The organism is Paraburkholderia bonniea, from assembly GCF_009455625.1.
Lineage (GTDB): Bacteria > Pseudomonadota > Gammaproteobacteria > Burkholderiales > Burkholderiaceae > Paraburkholderia > Paraburkholderia bonniea.
On the sequence record NZ_QPEQ01000001.1, the window covers coordinates 558,277 to 582,098 of the forward strand.

Below are 23,822 nucleotides of genomic sequence, written 5' to 3' on the forward strand. Positions count from 1 at the left end.
TACCGTGGCTAAACTGGCACTAATCGAACGTGAAAAGAAGCGTGCGCGCCTTGCTGCTAAGTACGCTCCCAAGCGCGCTGAGCTGAAAGCGATCATTGATGATGCGGGCAAATCAGATGAAGAGCGTTATGCAGCTCGTCTGGAATTGCAACAGCTTCCGCGCAATTCAAATCCGACTCGCAAACGTAACCGTTGCGCGATCACGGGTCGCCCACGTGGCACGTTCCGTAAATTCGGACTGGCGCGAAACAAGATTCGTGAAATCGCGTTTCGTGGCGAAATCCCTGGCCTGACCAAGGCGAGCTGGTAATAGGAGAAACGTAAATGAGCATGAGTGATCCTATCGCCGATATGCTGACTCGCATCCGCAATGCGCAGATGGTTGAGAAAGTTTCGGTAGTGATGCCCTCGTCAAAAGTCAAGGTTGCGATTGCGCAAGTTCTGAAGGACGAAGGCTACATTGACGATTTCGCAGTGAAGTCTGAAGGTGCGAAATCTGAATTACGTATTGTTTTGAAATATTATGCCGGTCGCCCTGTAATCGAGCGTATTGAACGTGTCTCGAAACCAGGCCTCCGGGTTTATCGCGGTCACAATGACATCCCGGTGGTTATGAATGGCCTCGGGGTAGCAATTGTGTCTACACCGAAAGGCGTGATGACAGATCGCAAGGCACGCGCTACAGGCGTTGGCGGCGAAGTCATCTGCTACGTCGCTTAAAGCCGAAAGGAGAGAGAAACATGTCTCGAGTAGGTAAAAGCCCGGTAGCGCTAGAAGGCGCAGAAGTGGTTCTGAGCGACGAGAAAATCATCGTAAAAGGGCCGCTGGGTACGATTTCGCAAAATGCGAATCCTCTGGTAATTATCAAGGTTGAGGGCAGCACTCTGGTTTTCGCACCCGCTGATGACAGCCGCGAAGCCAATGCGATGACGGGTACGATGCGTGCACTGGTTGCAAACATGGTGCTTGGTGTGACGAAGGGCTTTGAGCGCAAGCTAACGCTGGTAGGCGTTGGTTATCGTGCTCAAGCGCAAGGCGATAAGCTGAATTTGTCACTGGGTTTTTCACACCCAGTGGTGCATCAGATGCCGGAAGGTATCAAGGCTGAAACCCCATCGCAGACCGAAATCGTGATCAAGGGAATCAACAAGCAACAAGTTGGCCAAGTCTCTGCAGAAGTGCGGGGCTATCGTCCGCCAGAGCCTTATAAAGGCAAGGGTGTGCGCTATGCCAACGAGGTTGTGGCCCTCAAAGAAACGAAGAAGAAGTAAAGGTGCGCAAACATGGATAAGAACCAATCTCGCCTGCGCCGCGCTCGTCAGACACGCATCAAGATCGCTGAGTTACAGGTCGCGCGTCTTGCTGTGCATCGGACCAATACGCACATTTACGCGCAGGTGTTCTCGCCGTGCGGCACTAAGGTGCTTGCTAGCGCATCAACGCTTGAAGCCGAAGTGCGTGCGGAACTTGCTGATAAAACGGGGAAGGGCGGTAACGTCTCTGCCGCGATTCTGATCGGTAAACGTATTGCAGAAAAGGCTAAGGCTGCCGGCATCGAATCCGTCGCCTTTGACCGTTCAGGTTTTCGCTACCACGGCCGCATTAAAGCGCTGGCCGATGCGGCGCGCGAAGCCGGACTTAAGTTCTAAGGGAAGAATTCGTCATGGCAAAGATGCAAGCGAAAGTTCAGGCTGACGAACGCGACGACGGCCTTCGTGAAAAGATGATTGCGGTCAATCGCGTAACCAAGGTAGTTAAGGGTGGCCGGATTCTCGGTTTCGCCGCACTGACCGTGGTTGGCGATGGTGATGGTCGCGTCGGAATGGGTAAAGGCAAGGCGAAGGAAGTCCCAGTTGCTGTGCAAAAAGCAATGGAACAAGCTCGTCGGAATATGTTTAAGGTGCCTCTTAAAAACGGTACGCTTCAACACGAAGTGCATGGTAAGCACGGCGCATCAATGGTCCTTCTCGCTCCGGCGAAAGACGGTACCGGCGTGATCGCAGGCGGTCCAATGCGCGCAGTGTTCGATGTGATGGGCGTGCAGAACGTTGTGGCTAAGAGCCACGGTTCGACTAACCCTTACAACCTCGTGCGTGCAACACTCGATGGTTTGCGTAAGCAATCAACACCGGGTGATATCGCCGCGAAGCGTGGTAAGTCCGTCGAAGATATTTTGGGTTAAGCCCAGGTGGTTACCATGTCTGAAAAAACTGTCAAAGTTCAGCTCGTCAAAAGCCTGATTGGCACGCGTGAGACACATCGTGCAACGATTCGTGGCTTGGGTTTGCGTCGTCTTAACTCAATTAGCGAGTTGGAGGACACACCCGCAGTCCGTGGAATGATCAACAAGGTTTCGTACCTTGTTAAGGTCATCAGCTAAGCGTCTGATCAGGACTCAAGGAGTTGAAATGGAACTGAATAACCTTAAGCCTGCTGCTGGCGCAAAGCATGCAAAGCGTCGGGTTGGGCGCGGCATTGGTTCTGGGCTTGGTAAAACAGCAGGCCGGGGCCATAAAGGTCAAAAATCGCGTTCAGGCGGTTTTCATAAAGTCGGATTCGAAGGCGGTCAAATGCCTTTGCAACGTCGTTTGCCAAAGCGTGGTTTTACCTCGCTGACGCGCGAATTTGTAGGTGAAGTTCGCCTTTCCGATTTGGAAAAATTGCCTGTTGACGAAGTTGATTTGCTTGCGTTGAAGCAAGCTGGGCTGGTTAGCGAGCTGACGAAAAGCGCGAAAATCATCGCTACAGGTGAATTGAAGCGGAAGATCGTAGTAAAGGGCTTGGGTGCGACCAAGGGTGCACGCGCTGCGATTGAGGCAGCGGGTGGTTCTTTTTCTGAGTAACGGACTAATCGTTTGCCGTTACTAGCATTTGCATCGGAGAAAGTACTTGGCTAACAGCCCGAGTCTTGTAAAACCAGGCCGAAGTGGAGGGAAGTTCGCCGATTTACGTAGGCGCGCGATATTTCTGCTTCTGGCTTTGGTCGTCTATCGTATCGGAGCGCATATTCCGGTTCCGGGCATTGATCCGGATCAACTGGCGAAGTTGTTCCAAAGTCAGTCTGGCGGAATCCTGGGCATGTTCAACATGTTTTCAGGGGGAGCGCTTTCGCGTTTCACAATTTTTGCGCTAGGCATCATGCCGTATATTTCGGCATCGATCATTATGCAGTTGCTGGCGATTGTCTCGCCGCAACTGGAAGCGTTAAAAAAAGAAGGGCAGGCAGGGCAGCGAAAGATAACGCAATACACGCGTATTTTCACCGTTTTGCTAGCAACGTTTCAGGCATTTGGAATTGCTGTTGCACTAGAAAATCAGCCTGGCCTCGTAATGGAAGCAGGTTTGGTGTTCAGGTTGACGACTGTAGTTACTCTGGTGACTGGAACCATATTTTTGATGTGGTTGGGTGAGCAGATTACGGAGCGGGGTTTAGGTAACGGCATTTCGATCATCATCTTTGGTGGGATTGCAGCCGGATTTCCTAACGCGATTGCTGGTTTGTTTGAATTGGTGCGAACCGGTTCGATGGGGCCGGTCTCAGCGATTCTTGTGGTATTTCTGATTGCCGCTGTGACGTACTTGGTTGTGTTCATTGAGCGCGGTCAACGTAAAATTCTGGTGAATTACGCTAAGCGTCAGGTAGGGAATAAGATTTACGGCGGTCAGTCATCACATTTGCCGTTGAAGCTGAATATGTCGGGCGTGATCCCACCGATCTTTGCATCGTCGATCATTCTGTTTCCGGCAACGCTTCTTAGCTGGTTTAATTCCGGAACGCGCACTGGCTGGCTGGCTGACACGTTGCATAATGTTGCTGAGGCGCTTAAGCCAGGCCAGCCTGTTTATGTGTTGTTGTATGCGCTGGCTATCGTGTTTTTCTGCTTTTTCTATACTGCATTGGTTTTCAATAGCAGAGAAACGGCGGATAACCTGAAGAAAAGCGGTGCTTTCGTCCCTGGCATTCGTCCTGGTGACCAGACCGCTAGATATATTGACCGCATCTTGACTCGCTTGACGCTTGCCGGTGCTATTTACATCGTCTTCGTTTGCTTGCTGCCAGAACTCTTGGTGTTACGCTGGAATGTCCCGTTTTATTTTGGTGGCACATCACTACTCATTATTGTGGTTGTCACGATGGATTTCATGGCGCAGGTACAGTCTTATGTCATGTCGCAACAATATGAATCGCTGTTGAAGAAAGCAAACTTCAAGGGTGGAAATGTTCCGACGCGGTAAAAAAATTGGATGGTCAAAAGTGGCGTGATCTTGCTTCACGATGACGTCACCCAAAATCTACCTGGTGCGAATTTTGAACTGGGTTAGAGGATGTCCATGTTGTACTGGGGCACACATCTGACAGTATTCGGTGTAATTTCTTCCGAATTTTGTCAGGCGATAAAGCCACGGTTGAACTAGCGCCCTACGATTTGTTGCATGCGCGGATCGTGTTCCGGGCGAAGTGATTTAGAAAAAGGGTAATATCATGAAAGTGATGGCATCGGTTAAGCGCATTTGTCGCAATTGTAAGATCATCAAGCGCAAAGGCGTTGTGCGGGTGATTTGCAGTTCTGATCCGCGCCACAAACAGCGTCAAGGCTGAAAGCCGCGCTTTTGCTAGCGCTTTTTGTTTGAGGAAAAACAATGGCTCGTATCGCAGGGGTTAATATCCCGAATCACCAGCATACTGAAATTGGCTTGATGGCAATTTACGGTATTGGTCGCACGCGCTCACGCGGTATCTGCGTCGCCGCTGGTGTGGCATTTTCGAAAAAGGTCAAAGACCTGAACGACGCAGATCTCGAAAAGCTGCGTGAAGAAGTCGGCAAGTTCATAGTGGAAGGCGACTTACGTCGTGAAACCACAATGAGCATCAAGCGTCTGATGGATCTCGGTTGCTATCGTGGTGTGCGGCATCGCAAGGGCTTGCCCCTGCGTGGACAGCGTACGCGTACTAATGCCCGTACCCGCAAGGGTCCGCGTCGTGCAGCGCAATCGCTGAAGAAGTAAGCGGAACTGACAGTTACAGGGAAATGTAATGGCTAAGGCTTCGAACAACTCTGCGGCGCAACGCGTTCGCAAAAAGGTTAAGAAAAACGTAGCGGAAGGTGTAGTTCACGTTCATGCTTCGTTTAACAATACCATCATTACAATCACCGATCGCCAAGGCAATGCACTTGCTTGGGCTACGTCAGGTGGTCAGGGTTTCAAGGGTTCACGTAAATCGACTCCGTTTGCAGCTCAGGTCGCAGCCGAATCGGCTGGACGTGTTGCAATGGAATACGGTGTAAAGAACCTTGAAGTTCGCATCAAGGGCCCTGGCCCTGGCCGCGAATCAGCCGTTCGGGCTCTCCATGGCCTTGGAATCAAAATCACGGCAATTTCTGACGTGACGCCTGTTCCACATAACGGTTGCCGTCCATCGAAACGTCGTCGTATTTAAGACGTTGTTTTTGTTTCGCACCTGCTGTCGCTTTTAGCGATAGCAGGTTGTGTGCGTTATGGATTTAACTAAGCCCACCGTTCGTCCCGTCGGGTACGAACTAGCGTGAAGTGAAATTCACGTGATTAATCTAGAAGGAATGCAACGTGGCACGCTATATCGGCCCCAAGGCCAAGCTTTCCCGTCGTGAAGGCACCGATCTTTTCCTGAAAAGCGCTCGTCGCTCCCTGGCTGATAAATGCAAGCTTGATAGCAAGCCAGGTCAGCATGGTCGTACTTCTGGTGCACGTACGTCAGACTACGGTACCCAGTTGCGTGAAAAGCAAAAAGTGAAGCGTATTTACGGTGTGCTGGAGCGTCAGTTCCGCCGTTATTTTGCAGATGCCGACCGTCGTAAAGGTAATACGGGTGAAAACCTGCTGCAATTGCTGGAGTCGCGTCTCGATAACGTTGTTTACCGTATGGGCTTTGGCTCAACACGTGCTGAGGCTCGTCAGCTCGTTAGCCACAAGGCGATCCTGCTGAATGGCGTGGTAACCAACATTCCTTCTGCGCAAGTTAAGGCAGGCGATGTGGTTGCTATTCGTGAGCAGGCTAAAAAGCAGGTCCGGATTGCTGAGTCCTTGTCGCTGGCTGAGCAAGGTGGTCTGGCTAGCTGGGTATCAGTCGATGCGAAGAAGTTTGAAGGCATATACAAGCAAATGCCGGAACGCAGCGATATTGCTGGCGATATCAATGAAAGCCTGATTGTCGAATTGTATTCGCGCTAATCGTATTTACAGCCGAAGTACCTGGTTGCCAAGTGCAAGGGGTGACTTCGGCTGTTTATTTTCAGGTTGTTGCCGGTCAGCCTTATCGGTGTAACGAGCCGAGGGTATTGGAAAGGAAACCCTATGCAAACCAGTTTGTTGAAACCCAAGATTATCGCTGTTGAGTCCCTCGGCGAAAGTCATGCAAAAGTGGTCATGGAGCCGTTTGAACGTGGCTATGGTCATACCTTGGGAAATGCGCTTCGGCGTGTGTTGCTGTCTTCAATGCTCGGTTATGCTCCGACCGAAGTCACAATCGCTGGTGTAGTTCATGAATATTCAACGCTGGATGGTGTACAGGAAGACGTAGTCAATCTGTTACTGAACCTGAAAGGGGTTGTATTCAAGCTGCATAACCGCGATGAAGTCACGGTTTCTTTGCGTAAAGATGGTGAAGGTGTTGTTACTGCACGTGATATCGAGCTGGCTCACGATTGCGAGGTGATTAACCCTGATCATGTGATTGCGCATTTATCCAAGGGCGGAAGCCTGGATGTACAGATTAAGATTGAGAAAGGCCGTGGATACGTGCCAGGAAATGTTCGCCAGTATGGGGACGAATCCGGCAAAATCATTGGCCGGATTGTGCTGGATGCGTCGTTTTCGCCTGTTCAGCGTGTCAGCTATTCGGTTGAAAACGCTCGCGTAGAGCAGCGTACTGATCTCGATAAGCTGGTGATGAATATCGAAACCAATGGTGTGATTTCACCAGAGGAAGCGATTCGCCAAGCGGCACGTATTCTGGTCGATCAATTGTCGGTGTTTGCTGCGCTTGAAGGTACTGAGGCGATGGCTGAAGCGCCGTCACGTGCACCGCAGATTGATCCGATTCTGTTGCGTCCGGTGGATGACCTTGAGTTGACTGTTCGTTCGGCAAATTGCCTGAAAGCAGAGAATATCTACTACATCGGCGATTTGATTCAGCGTACAGAAAATGAGTTGCTGAAAACACCAAATCTTGGTCGCAAGTCGTTGAATGAGATCAAGGAAGTGTTGGCTTCCCGAGGGCTGACTCTCGGCATGAAGCTCGAAAACTGGCCGCCGGCTGGTCTCGACAAGTAAGCGCTGTAGCGATAGTGGCACAGACGCGGATTTTGTTTTAAAATCCGCGTCTTGCTGTTTCTATACCGGCCCGTGTACCTCAAAAGGTGCGATAGAAGAGCTGGACCAAAACTTTAAATCCAGGAAACTAAAATGCGTCACCGTCATGGTTTGCGGAAACTGAACCGCACGAGCAGTCACCGTCTGGCAATGCTCCGTAATATGTGTAACTCGGTCATTCAGCACGAAGTCATCAAGACAACGTTGCCTAAGGCAAAAGAGCTGCGCAAAGTCCTCGAGCCTTTGATTACGCTCGGTAAAAAGCCTTCACTGGCCAATCGTCGTCTCGCGTTCAATCGTCTGCGCGACCGTGATTCAGTAACGAAGCTTTTCGAAGTGCTCGGCCCACGTTACGAAACCCGCCCAGGTGGTTACCTGCGCGTTTTGAAGTTTGGTTTCCGTGTGGGTGACAACGCGCCGATGGCTTTGGTTGAGTTGCTCGATCGTCCGGAAATCACTGAAGAAGAAAACGTGAGTGAAGCCGAGTAAGCTCGACTGACTCCAACAAAAAGCCAGGTTTCGACCTGGCTTTTTGCTTTTTATCCGCGCAATGAGAGGAAAGTGTTTTTGTTAGCGTAAGTTGGGCGCCGACCGTGCGAGTGACCTTACCCCACCGAGTACACCATTCGCAAGTTAGGTAGCGGGCAGGTTTTCGGTTGATGCAATGCTGGAATTGGTTCGGTGCCAGTTGTCCGAGGGTGCTATGCGGACGAACCGTGTTGTAGTCGACTCGCCAGGCCTCAATACGTTCGCGTGCGTTATCAAGGCTGATGAACGCGCGCTGGTTTAAACACTTTTCGCGCAGTCGTCCATTTAAGCTCTCGATGTGCGCTTTTTCCACGGGGCTGCTGGGCCTGATGAATTGCAGCCTGACGTCATGCTCGTGAGCCCATGCATCGAGTGCCTTGCCGGCAAATGCGAGGTGCGGTGATTACGCGTTTAGTCTGCGCATCAGCCAATTAATTGCGTTGCTTGTTTTGAGCGTCGCTTAATCGGTTTTTCCGAAGAGTGCTAGCCCGATCCCGATGCTGGAGGGGAGGTTCGTAGTGGCTTCCATCAAGCCGGCCTGTCGATGTGCCTGAAATATGGCTTTGTGGACAAAGTGTTAGGATGGCCTCTTTCAAATTTTCGTTAAACAAGGTCACAGGCGTCATCTGGCCGGGAACAGTTTACCCAGGGTACTGGTAACGACAGATCGAAACGGCCGGCGTATCTCCATACGTCGTTTAAGGTCCGGATATTTGATCGTTTCGGCCTTCCTCTAGCAATCCCGAAGTCATTCAGTCGCAAGCGTTCGCATCTGGGCGCTGTGGCTAATGGGTTCTCGGGGAAACTCAACGTTCTTCCCATGCTTAATTCAATCTCTCGCTATGCGCGCGTTGTGCGCGTCAATTTGGCACTGATTGTGTCCTGTTTTGTTCTTGTATCGCTTTCGCTGAGTCAGGCGTTTGCCGCTGACGAGTTTCTCGATCCGGCCGATGCATTTAAATTTAGCGCGGAACAACGGACTGGCGGTATTGATGTCCATTTCAAGATCGCTGACGGTTACTACATGTACCGTGAACAATTTGCTTTTGCAGTCCGTAATGGGAGCGCGACGCTTGGTGCAGCGCAACTGCCCGATGGGAAGATCAAGTTTGACCAGACGTTTCAGAAAGACGTCGAAACATATCGCCATGATTTGACAATACATGTACCGGTCGAGCAGGCTGCGGGCCCATTCGATCTGGTTGTGACGTCGCAAGGGTGTGCCGATGCGGGCATTTGCTACCCGCCTGCTGAACATAGTTACCGGGTGAGTGGGGCCGCATTGCAAGGCGCGTCAGCGACGACTGGCGAATCTGGCGCGATATCTGCCGTAACCGGTGACATGCCTTGGTACGAGCGGGCGACTAGTCTGGATTACGCGCAATCCTTACTACAGGGTGGTGGTTTTCTCGGCATCATCGGCTTGTATTTTCTCGCTGGTCTGGTGCTGAGCCTTCTGCCTTGTTCGTACCCGATGATCCCGATTCTTTCGGCGATCATCATTGGCGAGGGTGCCCGGGTTACGCGAGCGCGTGGGTTTTCGCTGTCGCTGTCCTATGTTCTTGGCATGGCGCTGGTTTATACCGCTTTGGGGGTTGCCGCTGCGCTTGTTGGCCAGAGTCTTGGTGCGTGGTTGCAAAACCCATGGGTGCTCGGTGCTTTCGGCGTTTTGTTGAGCGCATTTGCATTGCTGTTGATGGGTGGGATAGATATCTCGCTGCCTGCACGCTGGCAAGACAGTGTTTCGCGGACCTCGGCGCGTCATTCCGGCGGAAAATTTTTTGCGGTCGCGGTGATGGGCGCGCTTTCTGCGTTGGTGGTCGGTGCCTGCATGACGGCACCGCTGTTTGCTGTGCTGGCCTTTATCGCTCATACCGGCAATGCGCTGCTTGGTGGTGCTGCATTATTTGCGATGGGAGTCGGTCTGGGTGTGCCGTTGTTGTTGATTGGGCTGGGCGCGGGGGCATTATTGCCGCGCGCGGGTGCCTGGATGAATAGCGTGAAGGTTTTCTTCGGCGTGATGTTGCTCGCCGCGGCGTTGTGGATCGTGTGGCCGGTGCTGGATGAAACCGCGCTTATGTTGCTTGGTGTGCTGTGGTTGCTGGTCGTGGCCGCTAGCCTCGGGTTTGGGCTGCCATTCACGGCTGGCAGTTCAATCTGGCGACGTTTGGCACGCGGGTTCAGTGTGCTTTGTCTAATCTGGGCTGGATTCATGCTGGCTGGGCTGGCCGGGGGCTCTGGTGACCCGCTGCGCCCTCTGGCGGTGTTTGTGCCGCTTGCCGGTGCTTCTACTGCGCCTGCGCCGGGCGTTAAGGCTCACGGCGCACTGGCGTTTGCGCCGGTGCGCTCATCCGCCGAGCTGGACCAGGTGCTCGCTGCATCGCCGAAACGAGTCATGCTCGATTTTTACGCGGACTGGTGCGTGAGCTGCAAAGAAATGGAGAAATTTACGTTTTCTGATCCACGTGTGGTTGCCGCACTAAAGTCGTTTGATTTGGTGCAGGCCGATGTCACTGCGAATAGTCCCGATGACCAGGCGCTACTCAAACGTTTCAAACTGTTCGGCCCGCCGGGGATTATTTTCTTCGATCAGGACGGGAAAGAAGTCATGCGTGTGGTTGGCTACGAGTCAGCGGATAAATTCCTGCGTAGCCTGGAGCGTGTGACTAATTAGCGCCAGTTTTTTTCTCAGTCGACGTAATCAAAAAGGAGGTGCCCCCGTTCACTCATTTGGGCACCTCCTTTTTTTGCATACAGCAGATACCACCCGTGGCTTACGGCATGGATTGCCGTGCTACTTGCTTACTTTGGCGCTTGAAGAATCCGTGCTGCATCCAGTGCGAAGTAGGTCAGGATGCCGTCTGCTCCCGCGCGTTTAAATGCCAGCAGAGACTCCATCATTGCTTTGTCATGATCTAGCCAGCCGTTTTGTGCGGCAGCCTTGAGCATCGCGTATTCGCCACTCACCTGGTACACATACGTCGGAAAGCGGAACTCATCTTTCACGCGACGCACGATATCCAGGTAGGGCATGCCAGGCTTGACCATCACCATATCCGCACCTTCTTCAATGTCGGCGCGCACTTCGCGGAGCGCTTCGTCAGAGTTGGCGGGGTCCATCTGGTAAGTCATCTTGTTGCTCTTGCCGAGGTTTGTCGCGGAGCCCACGGCATCACGGAACGGTCCATAGAATGCCGAAGCAAATTTGGCCGAGTAAGCCATGATTCGCGTATGGACATAGTCTTCGCTTTCCAGCATTTCGCGGATTGCACCGATACGCCCGTCCATCATGTCGGACGGTGCCACGATATCGACTCCCGCCGCAGCCTGGACTTGTGCCTGTTCAACGAGAATTTCAACGGTTTCGTCGTTAATTACATAGCCGGATTCGTCGAGTACGCCGTCCTGGCCGTGGCTTGTGTAGGGGTCGAGTGCGACGTCGGTCAGCACGCCAAGATCCGGGAAGTGTTTTTTAAGCTCGCGCACTGCTCGGGGAATCAATCCTTCCGCGCGGGTTGCTTCGCGGCCGTCGGGTGTTTTTAGTGATGGCTCGATAACGGGGAACAGCGACAGTACGGGTACGCCCAGTTTGACGCACTGCTCAGCAACGCCCAGCAGTAAATCGACCGAAACCCGTTCGACGCCTGGCATCGAAGGCACGGCTTGCCGCACGTTGGTCCCTTCCGTAATGAATACGGGATAGATCAGGTCGTTGACGCTCAGGGTGTTTTCTCGCATCAAGCGACGTGAGAAGTCGTCGCGGCGCATGCGGCGCGGGCGGTAGTGAGGGTAGATGCTCATGTCAGATTGGGTGAATGCGGTGGAAAAAGGCTGTTTCCGGGTGCCGGAAATTTTTCGAGACGATGGTATATGATATCGCCCGAGCAAGGCGCGCTGCGCTGACCTCCCCGCTTCTCCTTCCTGAGCGGGTGCCTGTCGTTTTCGATTAGGCTCTTTGGCCCGCCGTCATTAACGGCGGGTTTTTTTATATGCGCTGATTAAGCGCTTGCCGGAACGTCATTTGCGCTTGGAGCGAGCCAGCGCTCGAGGTGCTCGTGTGCTTCCTCAATTCCGACGCGTTTAAGCGCCGAAAAAAGCTGCGCGGTCAGTTCGCCCTGATAGCCTGCCGTGCGGTACTCGGCTAGGCCTTTTTGCGTCGCGCGTAACGCATTGACGCTTTCTTGCCGCGTCAGTTTGTCGCTCTTCGTGAGGAGTGTGTGAATGGGTTTGCCAGTGGGCGCAAACCATTCGATCATGCGCCGGTCGAGATCGGTGAGTGGCCGGCGGGAATCCATCATTAGAATCATCCCGCGCAATTGCGCGCGCGACTGTAGATACATCGACAGTAATGCTTCCCAGTGAGCCTTGGCATCGTGTGGCACTTCGGCGTAACCGTAGCCGGGCAGGTCGACCAGATGGGCGGTTGGCTCATCGGCTGGGCCGACCGAGAAATAGTTGATGTGCTGCGTGCGTCCAGGCGTTTTACTGGCAAATGCAAGACGCTTCTGGTTGCACAGAATGTTGATGGCCGTTGATTTTCCTGCGTTTGAGCGGCCGGCAAAGGCGACTTCTGGTTGCGGTGTTGCCGGCAAATCACGCAAGTGATTGACGGTGGTAAAGAAGCGGGACTGGTGGAGCAGGAAGGACATGGGCAGGCCAGAAGATGAGACGCCACGATGGCCCGAAGTGGGGGCGGGACATGCCTGACTGGCGTCTTCGTGATTAGCGGGTTATTGTACAATACGATGGTTTACCTAAAGGGTTTGCGGGGCGAGGCAGATCAGCTCATGCAGTGGCCCGGTTACCGTCGTATGTTGTCAAAGCTCTAATTCCCACAAGACGAGACAGGGTGCGCGAATGAACCGACTGGGCAAGTTTCTGGTGGTACTTCACACGGCGGCAGGTCTTTCAGTTTTAGTCGCACAGGCGCACGCGGCAGATCCGGTGAAGCCTGATCTCAACCGGGGGCAGGCTATTGCAGCGCAGGTTTGCGCTTCGTGTCACGGTGCAGATGGCAATAGCGCTGGCGGGGCTTTCCCTAAACTGGCCGGGCAGCATCCTGAATATCTGGTCAAGCAGTTGAAGGACTACAAAACTCAGCCAGGTGCCAAACAGGCTGCGCGCAACAACCCGATTATGGCGGGCATGGCTGCGGCCCTTTCCGAACAGGACATGATCAACGTTTCTGCTTTTTATGCGTCACAGGTGGCTAAGCCCGGGTATGCGCATAACAAGGAAACGCTGGCGCTCGGTCAAAAAATTTACCGTGGCGGAATCGCTGAGAGGGGCGTGCCAGCCTGCGCCAGCTGCCATGGGCCAACCGGCCAGGGTATCCCGTCGCAGTATCCGCGCTTGTCCGGGCAGTGGGCAGACTATGTTGCAGCGCAATTGGTCGCGTTCCAGCAAGGGCCTGGGGGGCGCAATAACAACGAACCGATGCATGCCACCGCACAGCGTTTGTCCGATAAAGAAATCAAGGCGGTAGCCGATTACATCGCGGGCCTGCATTAATCGCTGGTCCGCAGGCCAATGCAGGCGGCGCTTCGGGGCCGGTAAAAATAAGAAAAGGGTGGGGGCGACGCGTGATAACGGTCGCCCAACACCCTTTTTTGCTGTCAGCAGGAGTTTGAATGAGCGTTACCCAGTCGTCGGATGTTTCGTTGAAGCCAGGCCAGCGTATGTCTAAGCGCACGGTCGAATTATTGAGTTCCATGCGTTTTGCGGTTGCGTTGCTCGTCATTCTGTCGATTGCGAGCGTGATCGGGACGGTGCTGACGCAAGACGATCCATATCCCAACTATGTCAATCAGTTCGGCCCGTTCTGGGCCGATATCTTTCGCTCACTAACGCTCTACAACGTGTACAGCGCGTGGTGGTTCATGCTGATCCTCGGCTTTTTGATGGTGTCGGTCTCGCTTTGCGTGATCCGTAACGCGCCGAAGATGATCGTGGACATGAAAAGCTGGAAGGACAAAGTGCGTGAAGGCAGCCTGCGGGCCTTCCACCACAAGGCGGAGTTCGTCGCACAGGGTTCGCGGGCCCATACCACCGAGGTTCTCTCCAGGCTGCTGGGCAAGCTGGGTTACAAGTTTGTCGTGCGCGAGCGTGACGGTGCCACGCTGATTGCCGCCAAGCGCGGGGCGTTGACCAAAATTGGCTACATCTTTGCGCACGTTGCCATCGTGGTGATCTGTATCGGTGGTCTGCTCGACAGCAATTTGCCGATCAAGCTGCAAATGTGGTTGTTCGACAAAACACCGGTCAACAGCAACATGGTGATCAACGACATTCCGTCTGAACACCGTCTCGCACAATCCAATCCGTCGTTCCGTGGCTATGCCTGGGTGCCTGAAGGCCAGCATGTGTCGACCGCGATCCTGAACCAGCCAACCGGCTCGCTGATCCAGGATTTGCCCTTTTCTATCGAATTGAAAAAATTCATCGTCGATTACTACTCGACGGGCATGCCGAAGCTCTTTGCCAGCGATATCGTCGTGATCGACCGCAAGACCGGGGAGCGTATTCCGGCTCGGGTCGAAGTGAACAAGCCGTTCACCTACGAGGGCATCTCGATCTATCAATCGAGTTTCCAGGATGGCGGTTCGCAAATGGAAATGACGGCCTGGCCGATGAGTGGTGAGAGTGCCGCGGCAACGCCGTTCGGCGGCGCGATTGGCGGTTCTGCGCCGCTCATGTCGAACCTGCGGGGGACGAAGGGGGAAACGGTTGAATTCACCGATTTCCGTGCAATCAATGTTGAAAACATCTCGAACGGCAACGGTGCGGCTGATGTGCGCGGAGTGGCCGCACACCGGACGCTTAAGGAAGCGTTCGATGAGCGCCTTGGCTCCGGTGCCAAAACCAGCCGGCCCGTTGATCTGCATAACGTTGGTCCCTCGGTGCAGTACAAGGTGCGCGACAAGGACGGCCAGGCGCGTGAGTACAACAACTACATGCTGCCGGTGGATGTTGGTGGGGGCGAGCGGATGTTTCTTGCCGGGATGCGGGCTAATCCGAACGATGCATTCCGCTATTTGCGTATTCCGGCTGATGAAGCGGGCTCGGTCGGCGAGTGGATGAAGCTGCGGGCCGCGCTCGAAAGCCCGGCGTTGCGTGAGGAGGCGGCAAAGCGTTTTGCCCGGCGCTCGGTGCCTGCGGCCAATCCGGAGTTGCAACGCAATCTCGAAGAAAGCGCGCAGCGTGTGCTGACGCTGTTTTCCGGTGCTGACGACAGCATGGGCAAGACGCCAACCGGGCAAAACATCGGCGGCTTCCAGGCCATCGCGGCGTTTATTGACCGCTCGGTGCCCAAGCCGGAGCAGGAAAAGGCAGCGGGTTTGCTGCTGCGCATGCTGGAAGGCTCATTCTGGGATCTGTGGCAACTGGCCCGCGAGAAGGCGAATGAGCCGGCAATGAGCGCGGCCCCTGAATCCAGCCGCTTTGTGCAAAGCGCCATTAATGCAATATCTGACAGCTTTTTGTACGGATCAGCGGTCTATTTGCAGCTTGATTCGTTTAAACAGGTGCAGGCGTCGGTGTTCCAGCTGACTCGCGCGCCGGGCAAAAAAGTCGTGTATCTTGGCAGCCTGCTGCTGGTCGTGGGCATCTTCTCGATGTTCTACGTGCGCGAACGGCGGCTCTGGCTCTGGCTCAAAGACAGCGGCGAAGGCACCAGTGCTGTCATGGCGATGTCTACCGCGCGCAAGACAATGGATTTCGACAAGGAGTTCGCCCAGACGCGCGCCGCTGTTGGCGCGACGCTCGGCACTCATCCGTCTGGTACAGATCAGGCCGTCAGCACGACTGGCGTGCCGACCGGCGCACCCTCTGCTGGCTCACACGATTCAACCCCCCGATAAAAAATCATGGACTTGACCCCAGCTTCTTCCTCGCGTCCAGACTCGTCTGCTGACGCAATACATCCCGCCTTACTCGATGAGCGCCCGTTTCTGCGGCGTCTTGGCACATTTGACTGGCTATTTGCGCTGGTGCTGGTTGCTGGCGCGGGCTTTGCGTTGTGGCGCTATCACGCGTTCATGAACTATTACGACACGCTGGTGCTGATCTGCGCGGTGCCGGTGTTCATGGTGCTCGGCTGGCGCTGGAAGCCTTCGCGTCAATTGATGGTGGGCATTGCTGCGCTTTCGCTGCTGGCTATCTGGATGTATCAGGGGGATCTGGCGCGTGCGGACAGCGCGTTTTTCCTGAAGTACCTGCTGTCCAGCCAGTCGGCGATTCTCTGGATGAGCGCGCTGTTCGTGCTGGCCACCGTGTTCTACTGGATTGGCATGCTGACGCGCTCGCCAACGGGCGGCTCGATTGGCTCCAGGCTTACCTGGGCCGCTGTGCTGATGGGTTTCGTCGGGCTGATGGCGCGCTGGTATGAGTCATATCTGATCGGTGCCGATGTCGGTCATATTCCGGTTTCGAACCTGTACGAAGTATTCGTGCTCTTTAGCTTGATTACCGCGCTGCTTTATCTCTATACCGAACAGCACTACAACACGCGCTCGCTGGGCGCGTTCGTGCTGTTGGTGATTAGCGCCGCTGTGGGTTTTCTGATGTGGTATTCAATTGCGCGCGACGCGCAGCAGATCCAGCCGCTCGTGCCTGCGCTGCAAAGCTGGTGGATGAAAATCCATGTCCCGGCGAACTTCATTGGCTATGGCAGTTTTGCGCTGTCCGCGATGGTGGGGGTGGCGTATCTGGTCAAAGAGCGCGGCGTGCTGGCGGACCGTTTGCCCGCGCTCGAAGTGCTCGACGACATCATGTACAAGTCGATTGCCGTCGGCTTTGCTTTTTTCACGATTGCGACGATTCTCGGTGCGCTATGGGCGGCTGAGGCGTGGGGCGGCTACTGGAGCTGGGATCCTAAAGAGACTTGGGCGCTGATCGTCTGGCTGAATTACGCCGCGTGGCTGCATATGCGTCTGATGAAAGGCTTGCGTGGCGCCGTGGCAGCATGGTGGGCGCTCACGGGCCTGCTGGTGACGACGTTTGCATTTCTCGGCGTGAACATGTTTCTGTCGGGCCTGCATAGTTACGGCAAGCTGTAAGTTTCGTGGTTCGGCACGCTGCTGAATAAAACCGCCGGGCTTCAAAACCCGGCGGTTTTTTTATGGAATTTTGTCAGTGGCGGAAATTTGGCGTAATGGTTGCGTCGCGTTTTATGCGAACCGGATGATTGAAATCCGGTTCGAATGACGACACACTCGTTCTCTTTTTTCTGACTAGGGCGGCATCATGTGGATCAAACGAATGGCACGCGGGGCGCTTAATGGTGACGCGATTGCCCGGAGCGAAATCACGCCGCCGCAGGTCTTCGCCAACAGGCGGCGCGTGCTGCAGATGGGCGGTGCGACGGCGCTTGGTGGTCTCGTTGGTGTCAATGGCGAGGCGCTGGCGGCCTACACTTCGCCGGATGCAAAGGCGCAAAAATTGCAGGCAAAAACTCAGCCGCGCTTTGTCGTGCCCGACAAGGTCACGCCTTATAAAGACGTCACGACGTATAACAATTTCTACGAATTCGGCACGGACAAAGCTGATCCGGCGCAACGCGCGGGGTCGCTGCGGCCGCGTCCATGGCAGGTCAGTGTTGAAGGCGAAGTGAAAAATGCCAAGGTGTATGACCTCGATGAGCTGCTGAAAATCGCTCCGCTTGAAGAGCGGGTCTATCGGCTGCGCTGTGTTGAGGGCTGGTCCATGGTGATTCCGTGGATCGGCTTTTCGTTGTCAGAGCTGATCCGGCGTGCGGAACCAACGGGCAAGGCCAAGTTTGTCCAGTTCATCACCCTGGCTGATCCGTCGCAAATGCCGGGCTTGTCGACGCCCGTGCTTGACTGGCCGTATGCCGAAGGCTTGCGTATGGATGAGGCGATGAATCCGCTCACCATGCTGACGTTTGGCCTGTACGGCCAAGTGCTTCCTAACCAGAATGGCGCGCCGGTGCGGCTGGTCGTGCCCTGGAAGTATGGGTTTAAGAGTGCGAAGTCGCTGGTAAAAATCCGTTTCGTTGAACATCAGCCGCCCACGAGCTGGAACACTTACGCAAAGCAGGAATACGGTTTTTATTCCAATGTGAATCCGGCTGTGGATCACCCCCGCTGGAGCCAGGCGACTGAGCGCCGGATCGGTGAAGACGGCTTTTTCACGGCAAAGCGCAAGACGTTGATGTTTAACGGTTACGGCGATCAAGTGGCTTCGCTGTATCAGGGCATGGATCTAAAGAAAAATTTTTGAGCGGCACGCACCATGGCAACCAATTTGCGCACAGCGGCCGTAGCCCGTGGGGATACGCAAAAAGTCGTAACGCCGAAAAAACCTCCACCGGCTGCGGGCCGCTGGGTGGCGGCCGCGAAAATTGCCGTCTTTATTGCCGCTTGGTATCCGCTGGCTCGCATCGTGCTGTTCGGGGTGACAGACAGGCTGGGTGCCAATCCCATCGAGTTCATCACGCGCTCGACCGGGCTTTGGACGCTGGTTTTTCTCTGCATCACGCTGGCGGTGACGCCACTGCGCCGCATCACGGGGATCAATGCGTTAGTGCGGTTTCGCCGCATGCTGGGTCTGTATGCGTTTTTTTACGCGGTGCTGCATTTCACGACCTACCTCTGGTTCGATAAATGGTTCGACCTCGCTGCCATCCTGAAAGATATTGGCAAGCGGCCTTTTATCACCGTGGGTTTTGCGGCATTTGTGTTGTTGATTTTGCTTGCGGCGACGTCCCCGCGTGCGATGGTGCGCAGGCTCGGCCGCCGCTGGCAGATGTTGCATCGCGCTATTTACGCGATCGGTGTGCTGGTGATTTTGCATTTCTGGTGGATGAAGGCGGGAAAGCATGATTTGCTTTTGCCCAAAATCTACGGAGCTATCGTGGTGGTGCTGCTGGGATGGCGGCTGGGGATGTGGTTCAAACGGTACCTGGCACGGTCCCGTATAGCGTGATTTGCCGCAGATTTGCTGCAAAGGCGAACATGGCGCAGACGTGAAAACCGCTCCGTTCACCTCACCTGAAAAACAAAACCCCACGCTCCGAAAAACGTGGGGTTGGTCAGCAGTCTGAGCGATGCCTGATACGGGCATCGCTTTTTTGGGGGCGCGTGAGCGCGTGAACTGAGGCGAGTGTTTAAGCGGGCAAAACCGCTTCCTGAGCAAACAACTGCGTGACTTCTTCACGTGCCCGGACAACATGAGCCTGGTCACCGTCCACCATTATTTCGGCGGCGCGTGGCCGGGTGTTGTAGTTGGAGCTCATCGTAAAGCCATAGGCACCCGCTGAATGCACGGCGAGCAATTCGCCGGGATGGATCGCCAGGTGCCGGTCGCGGCCTAGCCAGTCGCCGCTTTCGCAGACTGGACCCACCACGTCATAGATCTGGCCAGGCGTGGTGCCTGCCGCATGCTGCACTACCGGCGCAATTGCGTGAAAGGCTTCGTACATCGCGGGGCGGGCAAGGTCGTTCATCGCGGCGTCCACGATGGCGAAGTTTTTTTCTGCGCCAGGCTTCAGAAATTCGACTCGTGTGAGCATCACCCCCGCGTTGCCAACCAGCGAGCGTCCCGGTTCGAAATACACTTCGCGCTGACCATGGCCGCGTGCTTCGATGTGGTCCAGCAGTGTGCGCACGAAGTGGCCAATTTCTGGCGGTGTTTCGTCCAGGTAAGTAATGCCCAGGCCACCGCCGACATCAATGTGGCTGAGCGTCGCGCCATCGGTTTCGATCTGCTCGACGAGTTCGAGCAGCTTGTCGATTGCATCCAGGTACGGCGCGACTTCGGTGATTTGCGAGCCGATATGGCAGTCGATTCCGATCACGTTGAGGTGCGGCATGGCTGCTGCGGTGCGGTAGGCGGTGCGTGCTTCGTCGAAGGCAATGCCGAATTTGTTCGACTTGAGACCGGTCGAAATATAGGGGTGGGTTTTGGCATCAACGTCGGGATTGACGCGCAACGAAACCGGCGCACGTTTGCCGAGTGACGCGGCAACGGCATTGAGCCGGTCGAGTTCGGGAATGGATTCGACGTTAAAGCATTTGACGCCTGCGATCAGTGCTTCGCGCATTTCGTCGGCCCGTTTGGCGACGCCGGAGAACACGGTGTTTTCTGCTTTGCCGCCAGCCGCGAGCACTCGTGCCAGTTCGCCACTCGAGACGATGTCGAAGCCCGCGCCAAGCCGGGCGAAGACATTGAGCACCGCGAGATTGCTGTTGGCCTTGACGGCGACATGCACACTGGCGCGGCGTCCTTGGCAAGCGCCAGCGTATGCCTGCCAGGCATCGGTGAGCGCCGCGCGGGAATACACGTAAAGCGGAGTGCCGAACTGTTCGGCGAGATCGACGGCTGACACGCGTTCGGCGTGCAGCACGCCGTCGACGTAGGCAAATGCGGAAGGAGTCATGCGGAAAGTTTTATTGAACGGGGATGGTGCTAAGGGCAGGTTGCTGCGGTGTGGGAGCAGAGCCGCTGGCGGGAAGGGTGCGCAACTCGTCGTCAGGTGACAGCGTGAGCGGAAGTGGCTCGCCGGAGGTGTCGGGCACAGTGCCGACGGCCCTGGAGGCGGAGGCTGCTGTATCGGTATCGGGCTGAGTGTTTGACGCGGGCTGCTGGTACAGCGGTTTGGCCGGTAACGGCGGCACGGTGGGCAGATAGAGCGCGCCGCGTTGTCCGCAGCCGCCAAGCAGGCCAGCCGTACCAACGGCTAAAGCCGCTACAATCGCGCTCATCCGAAAAATGACTCGCATGACTGTCCCTAAAAGTTAATCGACGGAGTTTAGCATGTCTGACAGTGACTACCTGACCCGCGCTGAGGCCGTTCTGGCGGCTATTGAGCGCACCCTGGACACGACCCAGGTGGATATTGAATTTGAGCGGAGCGGTAATGTTTTAACGCTCGAATTCGAAAACAAATCGAAGATCATCGTGAATTTGCAGCCGCCAATGCGGGAAATCTGGATCGCCGCGAAGGCGGGTGGATTTCATTTCAGATTGATTGATGGTGCATGGCGGGATACGCGTGGCGGCACGGAATTTTTTGCCGCGCTGTCTGACTATGCGACGCAGCAAGCGGGTGAGCCGCTGCATTTTGCGTTGTGAGGTGAGTTTGAGGCCGCTGCACGGCGGTCTTTAAAAGTCATGCGGCTAACGTGCCGCATGACTTTTTAATTTTGACTGTAAAACCCCGCGTTTCTCGCTCAGCCTGGCGTATCAGGCAAGGCCCCCCAGTCATGAATGAAACACCGCTGGAGCAGCCGCGGTGAGGTTGGAGTCTAATCCGTGCCTGGCCCGCGCCTGGGTTCGTGCCAGGGGTTCGCGCCTAGTGGCCCCGGAACAGGTTCATGATGTCCTGCTTTTCTTCCTCGCCCACTTCTGCTGGCGCGCTGCTCGCTCCGCCTTCTTGTTGCGCCTGACTTAGGCCGACCGTGGCGACAAAGCCATGCCCAGGCGTGAAGGTGTCGTAATACAGTTCGTCGCCAAGGGTCACGACGCCATTTGGCATTGGCATTCGGTATTCCGCCACGCCTTTGAGCGCTTTGCCCATGTACTCGATCCATACCGGCAATGCCAGACCGCCGCCAGTTTCGCGGTCGCCCAAGCTGCGCGGATTGTCGTAGCCGATCCAGGCCACGGCCGCGAGCGTGCGCTGATAGCCGCCGAACCATGCATCGCGCGAATCATTGGTCGTGCCGGTCTTGCCCGCCAGATCGCCGCGTTTCAGCACGTTGGTCTTGGCACCGGTGCCGCGTTGCGCGACGCTTTGCAGCAGGCTGTTCATGATGTACGCGTTCCGCGGATCAATCGCGTGCGGTGCGCTTTCGCCTGCTACCAGCGGTTGCGCATGCGTCACCACCACGCCACGCTGATCGGTGACTTCTGCGATCAGATACGGATTGATCCGGTAGCCACCGTTAGCGAATACCGAAAACGCGCCTGCCATCTGGAGCGGCGTCACCTGACCGGCCCCCAGCGCCATTGGCAGATATGCCGGATTACGCTCCGCATCAAAACCAAAGCGCGTGATGAATTGCTGCGCGTATTTGGTGCCGATCTGGTTGAGGATGCGAATCGAAACCAGGTTCTTCGACTTTTGCAGCCCGGTGCGCATGGTCATCGGGCCATCGAACCCGCCACCGTAGTTTTTCGGCTCCCACGGCTGTCCACCGGTTTCCGCCGCACTGAAGTAGAGCGGGGCATCGTTGATGATGGTGGCCGGGCCCAAGCCTTTGTCCAGTGCAGCGGAATAGACAAACGGTTTAAAGCTTGAGCCGGGTTGACGCCAGGCTTGGGTGACGTGATTGAACTTGTTCTTGTTGAAGTCGAACCCGCCTACCAGCGCGCGGATCGCCCCATCTTGCGGGACCACCGAAACAAACGCGCCCTCCACCTGCGGTAGCTGGGTAATGGCCCAACTGCCGTCGTCGCCCTTGATGAGCCGGATGATCGCTCCGGGCCGCACACGCTGGGTTGGTTGGGCGCGCGGGCCAAGCGCGAAAGCGGCGAAACGCAGGCCGTCGCCCTGGATCGTGGCGGTGTTGCCGTCGATGAAGCTGGCTTGTACTTGTTTGGGGTCGGCTGACGTGACAACCGCCGCGACGAGTTCGCCGTTGTCGGGGTGATCGAGCAGTGCGTCGTCAATGGCCTGCTCGCGCTCGCCTTGTTCGGCGGGCAGCTCGATAAAGCCTTCCGGCCCGCGATAGCCGTGGCGCCGTTCGTATTCCATCAGCCCTTTGCGCAGCGCGCGATAGGCGACGTCCTGATCGGCGGAATCAATCGTCGTGACGACGTTGAGGCCGCGCGTATAGGTTTCTTCGCGGTATTGCGCGTACATCATCTGCCGCACCATTTCAGCGACATATTCGGCATGCACGCTGAATTCCTTGCCTGCACCTTTGATAGCCAGCACCTGGCGGGTGGCCTCGGCGTATTGCTCCGGGGTGATGTAACGCAGCTCAAGCATGCGTTGCAGGATATATTCCTGGCGCACCTTCGCGCGTTTTGGATTGACCACGGGGTTGTAAGCCGATGGCGCTTTGGGCAAGCCCGCGAGCATGGCGGATTCGGCGAGTGTCAGGTCTTTCAGGTCTTTGCCGAAATACACCCGCGCGGCGCTGGCAAAACCGTAAGCGCGCTGGCCCAGATAAATCTGGTTCATATAGACCTCGAGAATCTGGTCTTTCGACAGCTTCGACTCGATCTTGTACGCCAGCAGCATTTCGTAAATCTTGCGCGTGTAGGTTTTTTCGCTCGATAAAAAGAAGTTGCGCGCAACCTGCATCGTGATCGTGCTCGCGCCTTGTGACGCATGGCCATTGGTTAGCGCTACAAATCCTGCACGCGCGATGCCTGTCAGATCGACGCCGCCGTGGTCGTAGAAGCGGGCGTCTTCGATGGCCAGCACGGCTTTCTTGAGCGTTTCGGGAACGTCCTGGATATGGACGATGTCGCGCCGTTCTTCGCCGAATTCGCCAATTAGCACGTGGTCGGCGGTGTAGATCCGCAGCGGTACTTTAGGGCGGTAATCCGTGAGCGCGTCGAGTGAAGGCAGGTTCGGCGTGGCGACCACCAGCGCATAGCCGAGCAGCAGCGCGCCGCACGCGATGGCGGCCACGATCAGGCCAGCGAACCACAAAATCACTTTCAGCCATAAAGGGGATTTGCGCGCTTCAGGGGAAGGTGGCGGAGAGGCAGGAGAAGAGGGTTGCATAGAAACACCAAAAAACAGTCCCGCGATTATAGCCGCCCGGGTTTTCCAGCTTTTCAGGAAATCCGCTGATTTCGCCGGGAACGGACACAGCGTCACTGTAACGGTCTGCATGGCCGATGAACCGGCCTCGCTTGAGCGTTAGCCATTCGGCCGAATGGCTCCAGAGCGTCGCGCTAAGCACAATCCATTTCATTGCTGGCCGCCTTCTGTGACGTTCACGGTGTCAGGCGGCGTGTGCCTTGGT

28 protein-coding genes and 1 pseudogene are annotated in these 23,822 nt (G+C 55.6%); 22 read left to right on the plus strand and 7 right to left on the minus strand.

The window, feature by feature from the left end:
* Window positions 1–4 precede the first annotated feature (4 nt).
* The 15 genes and pseudogenes from rpsN (at window position 5) to rplQ (ending at window position 7,839) form a co-directional block, all read left to right on the plus strand.
* The gene (rpsN, locus tag GH656_RS02395) at window positions 5–310 is read left to right on the plus strand and encodes a 30S ribosomal protein S14 (RefSeq protein ID WP_153074414.1); all 306 of its coding nucleotides are present in this window, start codon (window positions 5–7) and stop codon (window positions 308–310) included.
* Between the two features lie 14 nt (window positions 311–324).
* A complete protein-coding gene (gene rpsH, locus GH656_RS02400; RefSeq protein WP_153074415.1) occupies window positions 325–720 on the plus strand; it encodes a 30S ribosomal protein S8 in 396 nt (131 codons plus the stop codon).
* Between the two features lie 20 nt (window positions 721–740).
* Window positions 741–1,271: a 50S ribosomal protein L6 gene (gene rplF / locus GH656_RS02405; RefSeq protein WP_153074416.1), complete on the plus strand. Its 531-nt coding sequence runs from the start codon at window positions 741–743 to the stop codon at window positions 1,269–1,271.
* Between the two features lie 12 nt (window positions 1,272–1,283).
* Window positions 1,284–1,649, plus strand: coding sequence for a 50S ribosomal protein L18 (gene rplR, locus GH656_RS02410; RefSeq protein ID WP_153074417.1), 366 nt, complete (start codon window positions 1,284–1,286; stop codon window positions 1,647–1,649).
* 14 nt (window positions 1,650–1,663) lie between these two features.
* Window positions 1,664–2,182, plus strand: a complete 519-nt coding sequence (gene rpsE / locus GH656_RS02415) for a 30S ribosomal protein S5 (RefSeq protein ID WP_153074418.1) — start codon at window positions 1,664–1,666, stop codon at window positions 2,180–2,182.
* A gap of 15 nt (window positions 2,183–2,197) precedes the next feature.
* On the plus strand, window positions 2,198–2,380 hold the full coding sequence (gene rpmD / locus GH656_RS02420) for a 50S ribosomal protein L30 (RefSeq protein ID WP_153074419.1): 183 nt from the start codon (window positions 2,198–2,200) through the stop codon (window positions 2,378–2,380).
* A gap of 28 nt (window positions 2,381–2,408) precedes the next feature.
* Window positions 2,409–2,843, plus strand: coding sequence for a 50S ribosomal protein L15 (gene rplO / locus GH656_RS02425; RefSeq protein ID WP_153074420.1), 435 nt, complete (start codon window positions 2,409–2,411; stop codon window positions 2,841–2,843).
* A 46-nt stretch (window positions 2,844–2,889) separates the two neighbouring features.
* Window positions 2,890–4,236, plus strand: a complete 1,347-nt coding sequence (gene secY, locus GH656_RS02430) for a preprotein translocase subunit SecY (protein WP_153074421.1) — start codon at window positions 2,890–2,892, stop codon at window positions 4,234–4,236.
* Between the two features lie 9 nt (window positions 4,237–4,245).
* Window positions 4,246–4,463, plus strand: a pseudogene (gene infA / locus GH656_RS02435) (translation initiation factor IF-1).
* A 20-nt stretch (window positions 4,464–4,483) separates the two neighbouring features.
* Window positions 4,484–4,600, plus strand: a complete 117-nt coding sequence (gene rpmJ / locus GH656_RS02440) for a 50S ribosomal protein L36 (protein WP_004199844.1) — start codon at window positions 4,484–4,486, stop codon at window positions 4,598–4,600.
* Between the two features lie 41 nt (window positions 4,601–4,641).
* Window positions 4,642–5,007, plus strand: a complete 366-nt coding sequence (rpsM, locus tag GH656_RS02445) for a 30S ribosomal protein S13 (protein WP_153074422.1) — start codon at window positions 4,642–4,644, stop codon at window positions 5,005–5,007.
* Between the two features lie 28 nt (window positions 5,008–5,035).
* Window positions 5,036–5,440 (plus strand): 30S ribosomal protein S11, encoded by a 405-nt coding sequence (gene rpsK, locus GH656_RS02450; RefSeq protein ID WP_153074423.1) that lies wholly within the window; start codon window positions 5,036–5,038, stop codon window positions 5,438–5,440.
* 146 nt (window positions 5,441–5,586) lie between these two features.
* Window positions 5,587–6,210, plus strand: a complete 624-nt coding sequence (rpsD, locus tag GH656_RS02455) for a 30S ribosomal protein S4 (protein WP_153074424.1) — start codon at window positions 5,587–5,589, stop codon at window positions 6,208–6,210.
* A gap of 123 nt (window positions 6,211–6,333) precedes the next feature.
* A complete protein-coding gene (locus GH656_RS02460) occupies window positions 6,334–7,311 on the plus strand; it encodes a DNA-directed RNA polymerase subunit alpha (protein WP_153074425.1) in 978 nt (325 codons plus the stop codon).
* Between the two features lie 132 nt (window positions 7,312–7,443).
* Complete coding sequence (gene rplQ / locus GH656_RS02465; RefSeq protein ID WP_153074426.1) at window positions 7,444–7,839, plus strand: 50S ribosomal protein L17; 396 nt, start codon at window positions 7,444–7,446, stop codon at window positions 7,837–7,839.
* On the opposite strand, the gene GH656_RS18205 is transcribed toward rplQ, so the two are convergent.
* Complete coding sequence (locus GH656_RS18205; protein WP_153076522.1) at window positions 7,805–8,218, minus strand: integrase core domain-containing protein; 414 nt, start codon at window positions 8,216–8,218, stop codon at window positions 7,805–7,807. The two genes, rplQ and GH656_RS18205, sit on opposite strands and share 35 nt — an antisense overlap.
* Before the next feature lie 480 nt (window positions 8,219–8,698).
* Between GH656_RS18205 and dsbD the strand changes: the two genes are divergently transcribed.
* The gene (dsbD, locus tag GH656_RS02475) at window positions 8,699–10,552 is read left to right on the plus strand and encodes a protein-disulfide reductase DsbD (protein WP_153074427.1); all 1,854 of its coding nucleotides are present in this window, start codon (window positions 8,699–8,701) and stop codon (window positions 10,550–10,552) included.
* Between the two features lie 128 nt (window positions 10,553–10,680).
* On the opposite strand, the gene hemB is transcribed toward dsbD, so the two are convergent.
* On the minus strand, window positions 10,681–11,679 hold the full coding sequence (hemB, locus tag GH656_RS02480) for a porphobilinogen synthase (RefSeq protein WP_153074428.1): 999 nt from the start codon (window positions 11,677–11,679) through the stop codon (window positions 10,681–10,683).
* A gap of 197 nt (window positions 11,680–11,876) precedes the next feature.
* The gene (yihA, locus tag GH656_RS02485) at window positions 11,877–12,527 is read right to left on the minus strand and encodes a ribosome biogenesis GTP-binding protein YihA/YsxC (protein ID WP_153074429.1); all 651 of its coding nucleotides are present in this window, start codon (window positions 12,525–12,527) and stop codon (window positions 11,877–11,879) included.
* A gap of 208 nt (window positions 12,528–12,735) precedes the next feature.
* On the opposite strand from yihA, the gene GH656_RS02490 reads away from it, so the two are divergent.
* From GH656_RS02490 to msrQ, 5 genes are all read left to right on the plus strand, one after another.
* Entirely contained in the window at window positions 12,736–13,389 is a 654-nt protein-coding gene (locus GH656_RS02490) for a c-type cytochrome (protein WP_153074430.1), read from the plus strand.
* Between the two features lie 119 nt (window positions 13,390–13,508).
* Window positions 13,509–15,737 carry a cytochrome c biogenesis protein ResB gene (locus GH656_RS02495; RefSeq protein WP_153074431.1) on the plus strand — a complete coding sequence of 743 codons (2,229 nt, stop codon included), beginning with the start codon at window positions 13,509–13,511 and terminating at the stop codon, window positions 15,735–15,737.
* 6 nt (window positions 15,738–15,743) lie between these two features.
* The gene (gene ccsB, locus GH656_RS02500) at window positions 15,744–16,934 is read left to right on the plus strand and encodes a c-type cytochrome biogenesis protein CcsB (RefSeq protein WP_153074432.1); all 1,191 of its coding nucleotides are present in this window, start codon (window positions 15,744–15,746) and stop codon (window positions 16,932–16,934) included.
* A 187-nt stretch (window positions 16,935–17,121) separates the two neighbouring features.
* Window positions 17,122–18,117 (plus strand): protein-methionine-sulfoxide reductase catalytic subunit MsrP, encoded by a 996-nt coding sequence (msrP, locus tag GH656_RS02505; protein WP_153074433.1) that lies wholly within the window; start codon window positions 17,122–17,124, stop codon window positions 18,115–18,117.
* 12 nt (window positions 18,118–18,129) lie between these two features.
* Window positions 18,130–18,822 (plus strand): protein-methionine-sulfoxide reductase heme-binding subunit MsrQ, encoded by a 693-nt coding sequence (gene msrQ / locus GH656_RS02510; protein WP_153074434.1) that lies wholly within the window; start codon window positions 18,130–18,132, stop codon window positions 18,820–18,822.
* Window positions 18,823–19,003: 181 nt separating this feature from the next.
* On the opposite strand, the gene lysA is transcribed toward msrQ, so the two are convergent.
* Window positions 19,004–20,275: a diaminopimelate decarboxylase gene (gene lysA / locus GH656_RS02515; protein WP_153074435.1), complete on the minus strand. Its 1,272-nt coding sequence runs from the start codon at window positions 20,273–20,275 to the stop codon at window positions 19,004–19,006.
* A gap of 10 nt (window positions 20,276–20,285) precedes the next feature.
* Window positions 20,286–20,618: an LPS translocon maturation chaperone LptM gene (gene lptM, locus GH656_RS02520; RefSeq protein ID WP_153074436.1), complete on the minus strand. Its 333-nt coding sequence runs from the start codon at window positions 20,616–20,618 to the stop codon at window positions 20,286–20,288.
* Between the two features lie 34 nt (window positions 20,619–20,652).
* On the opposite strand from lptM, the gene cyaY reads away from it, so the two are divergent.
* Entirely contained in the window at window positions 20,653–20,970 is a 318-nt protein-coding gene (cyaY, locus tag GH656_RS02525) for an iron donor protein CyaY (RefSeq protein WP_153074437.1), read from the plus strand.
* Window positions 20,971–21,190: 220 nt separating this feature from the next.
* Here the strand turns inward: cyaY and GH656_RS02530 are convergent, their stop codons facing one another.
* A complete protein-coding gene (locus tag GH656_RS02530; protein ID WP_153074438.1) occupies window positions 21,191–23,578 on the minus strand; it encodes a penicillin-binding protein 1A in 2,388 nt (795 codons plus the stop codon).
* Complete coding sequence (locus tag GH656_RS02535; RefSeq protein WP_153074439.1) at window positions 23,538–23,771, minus strand: hypothetical protein; 234 nt, start codon at window positions 23,769–23,771, stop codon at window positions 23,538–23,540. The genes GH656_RS02530 and GH656_RS02535 overlap by 41 nt, the downstream gene beginning before the upstream one ends.
* Between the last annotated feature and the right edge of the window lie 51 nt (window positions 23,772–23,822).

Coding starts and splice junctions, on each gene's coding strand:
- rpsK (WP_153074423.1), top strand. CDS start 5,036: ATGGCTAAGGCTTCGAACAACTCTGCGGCGCAACGCGTTCGCAAAAAG.
- hemB (WP_153074428.1), bottom strand. CDS start 11,679: ATGAGCATCTACCCTCACTACCGCCCGCGCCGCATGCGCCGCGACGAC.
- rplQ (WP_153074426.1), top strand. CDS start 7,444: ATGCGTCACCGTCATGGTTTGCGGAAACTGAACCGCACGAGCAGTCAC.
- GH656_RS02535 (WP_153074439.1), bottom strand. CDS start 23,771: ATGAAATGGATTGTGCTTAGCGCGACGCTCTGGAGCCATTCGGCCGAA.
- msrP (WP_153074433.1), top strand. CDS start 17,122: ATGTGGATCAAACGAATGGCACGCGGGGCGCTTAATGGTGACGCGATT.
- GH656_RS02490 (WP_153074430.1), top strand. CDS start 12,736: ATGAACCGACTGGGCAAGTTTCTGGTGGTACTTCACACGGCGGCAGGT.
- rplR (WP_153074417.1), top strand. CDS start 1,284: ATGGATAAGAACCAATCTCGCCTGCGCCGCGCTCGTCAGACACGCATC.
- ccsB (WP_153074432.1), top strand. CDS start 15,744: ATGGACTTGACCCCAGCTTCTTCCTCGCGTCCAGACTCGTCTGCTGAC.
- rplO (WP_153074420.1), top strand. CDS start 2,409: ATGGAACTGAATAACCTTAAGCCTGCTGCTGGCGCAAAGCATGCAAAG.
- GH656_RS02530 (WP_153074438.1), bottom strand. CDS start 23,578: ATGCAACCCTCTTCTCCTGCCTCTCCGCCACCTTCCCCTGAAGCGCGC.
- rpsH (WP_153074415.1), top strand. CDS start 325: ATGAGCATGAGTGATCCTATCGCCGATATGCTGACTCGCATCCGCAAT.
- lptM (WP_153074436.1), bottom strand. CDS start 20,618: ATGCGAGTCATTTTTCGGATGAGCGCGATTGTAGCGGCTTTAGCCGTT.
- msrQ (WP_153074434.1), top strand. CDS start 18,130: ATGGCAACCAATTTGCGCACAGCGGCCGTAGCCCGTGGGGATACGCAA.
- rpsE (WP_153074418.1), top strand. CDS start 1,664: ATGGCAAAGATGCAAGCGAAAGTTCAGGCTGACGAACGCGACGACGGC.
- rplF (WP_153074416.1), top strand. CDS start 741: ATGTCTCGAGTAGGTAAAAGCCCGGTAGCGCTAGAAGGCGCAGAAGTG.
- rpmD (WP_153074419.1), top strand. CDS start 2,198: ATGTCTGAAAAAACTGTCAAAGTTCAGCTCGTCAAAAGCCTGATTGGC.
- cyaY (WP_153074437.1), top strand. CDS start 20,653: ATGTCTGACAGTGACTACCTGACCCGCGCTGAGGCCGTTCTGGCGGCT.
- dsbD (WP_153074427.1), top strand. CDS start 8,699: ATGCTTAATTCAATCTCTCGCTATGCGCGCGTTGTGCGCGTCAATTTG.
- yihA (WP_153074429.1), bottom strand. CDS start 12,527: ATGTCCTTCCTGCTCCACCAGTCCCGCTTCTTTACCACCGTCAATCAC.
- lysA (WP_153074435.1), bottom strand. CDS start 20,275: ATGACTCCTTCCGCATTTGCCTACGTCGACGGCGTGCTGCACGCCGAA.
- GH656_RS02495 (WP_153074431.1), top strand. CDS start 13,509: ATGAGCGTTACCCAGTCGTCGGATGTTTCGTTGAAGCCAGGCCAGCGT.
- rpmJ (WP_004199844.1), top strand. CDS start 4,484: ATGAAAGTGATGGCATCGGTTAAGCGCATTTGTCGCAATTGTAAGATC.
- rpsM (WP_153074422.1), top strand. CDS start 4,642: ATGGCTCGTATCGCAGGGGTTAATATCCCGAATCACCAGCATACTGAA.
- GH656_RS02460 (WP_153074425.1), top strand. CDS start 6,334: ATGCAAACCAGTTTGTTGAAACCCAAGATTATCGCTGTTGAGTCCCTC.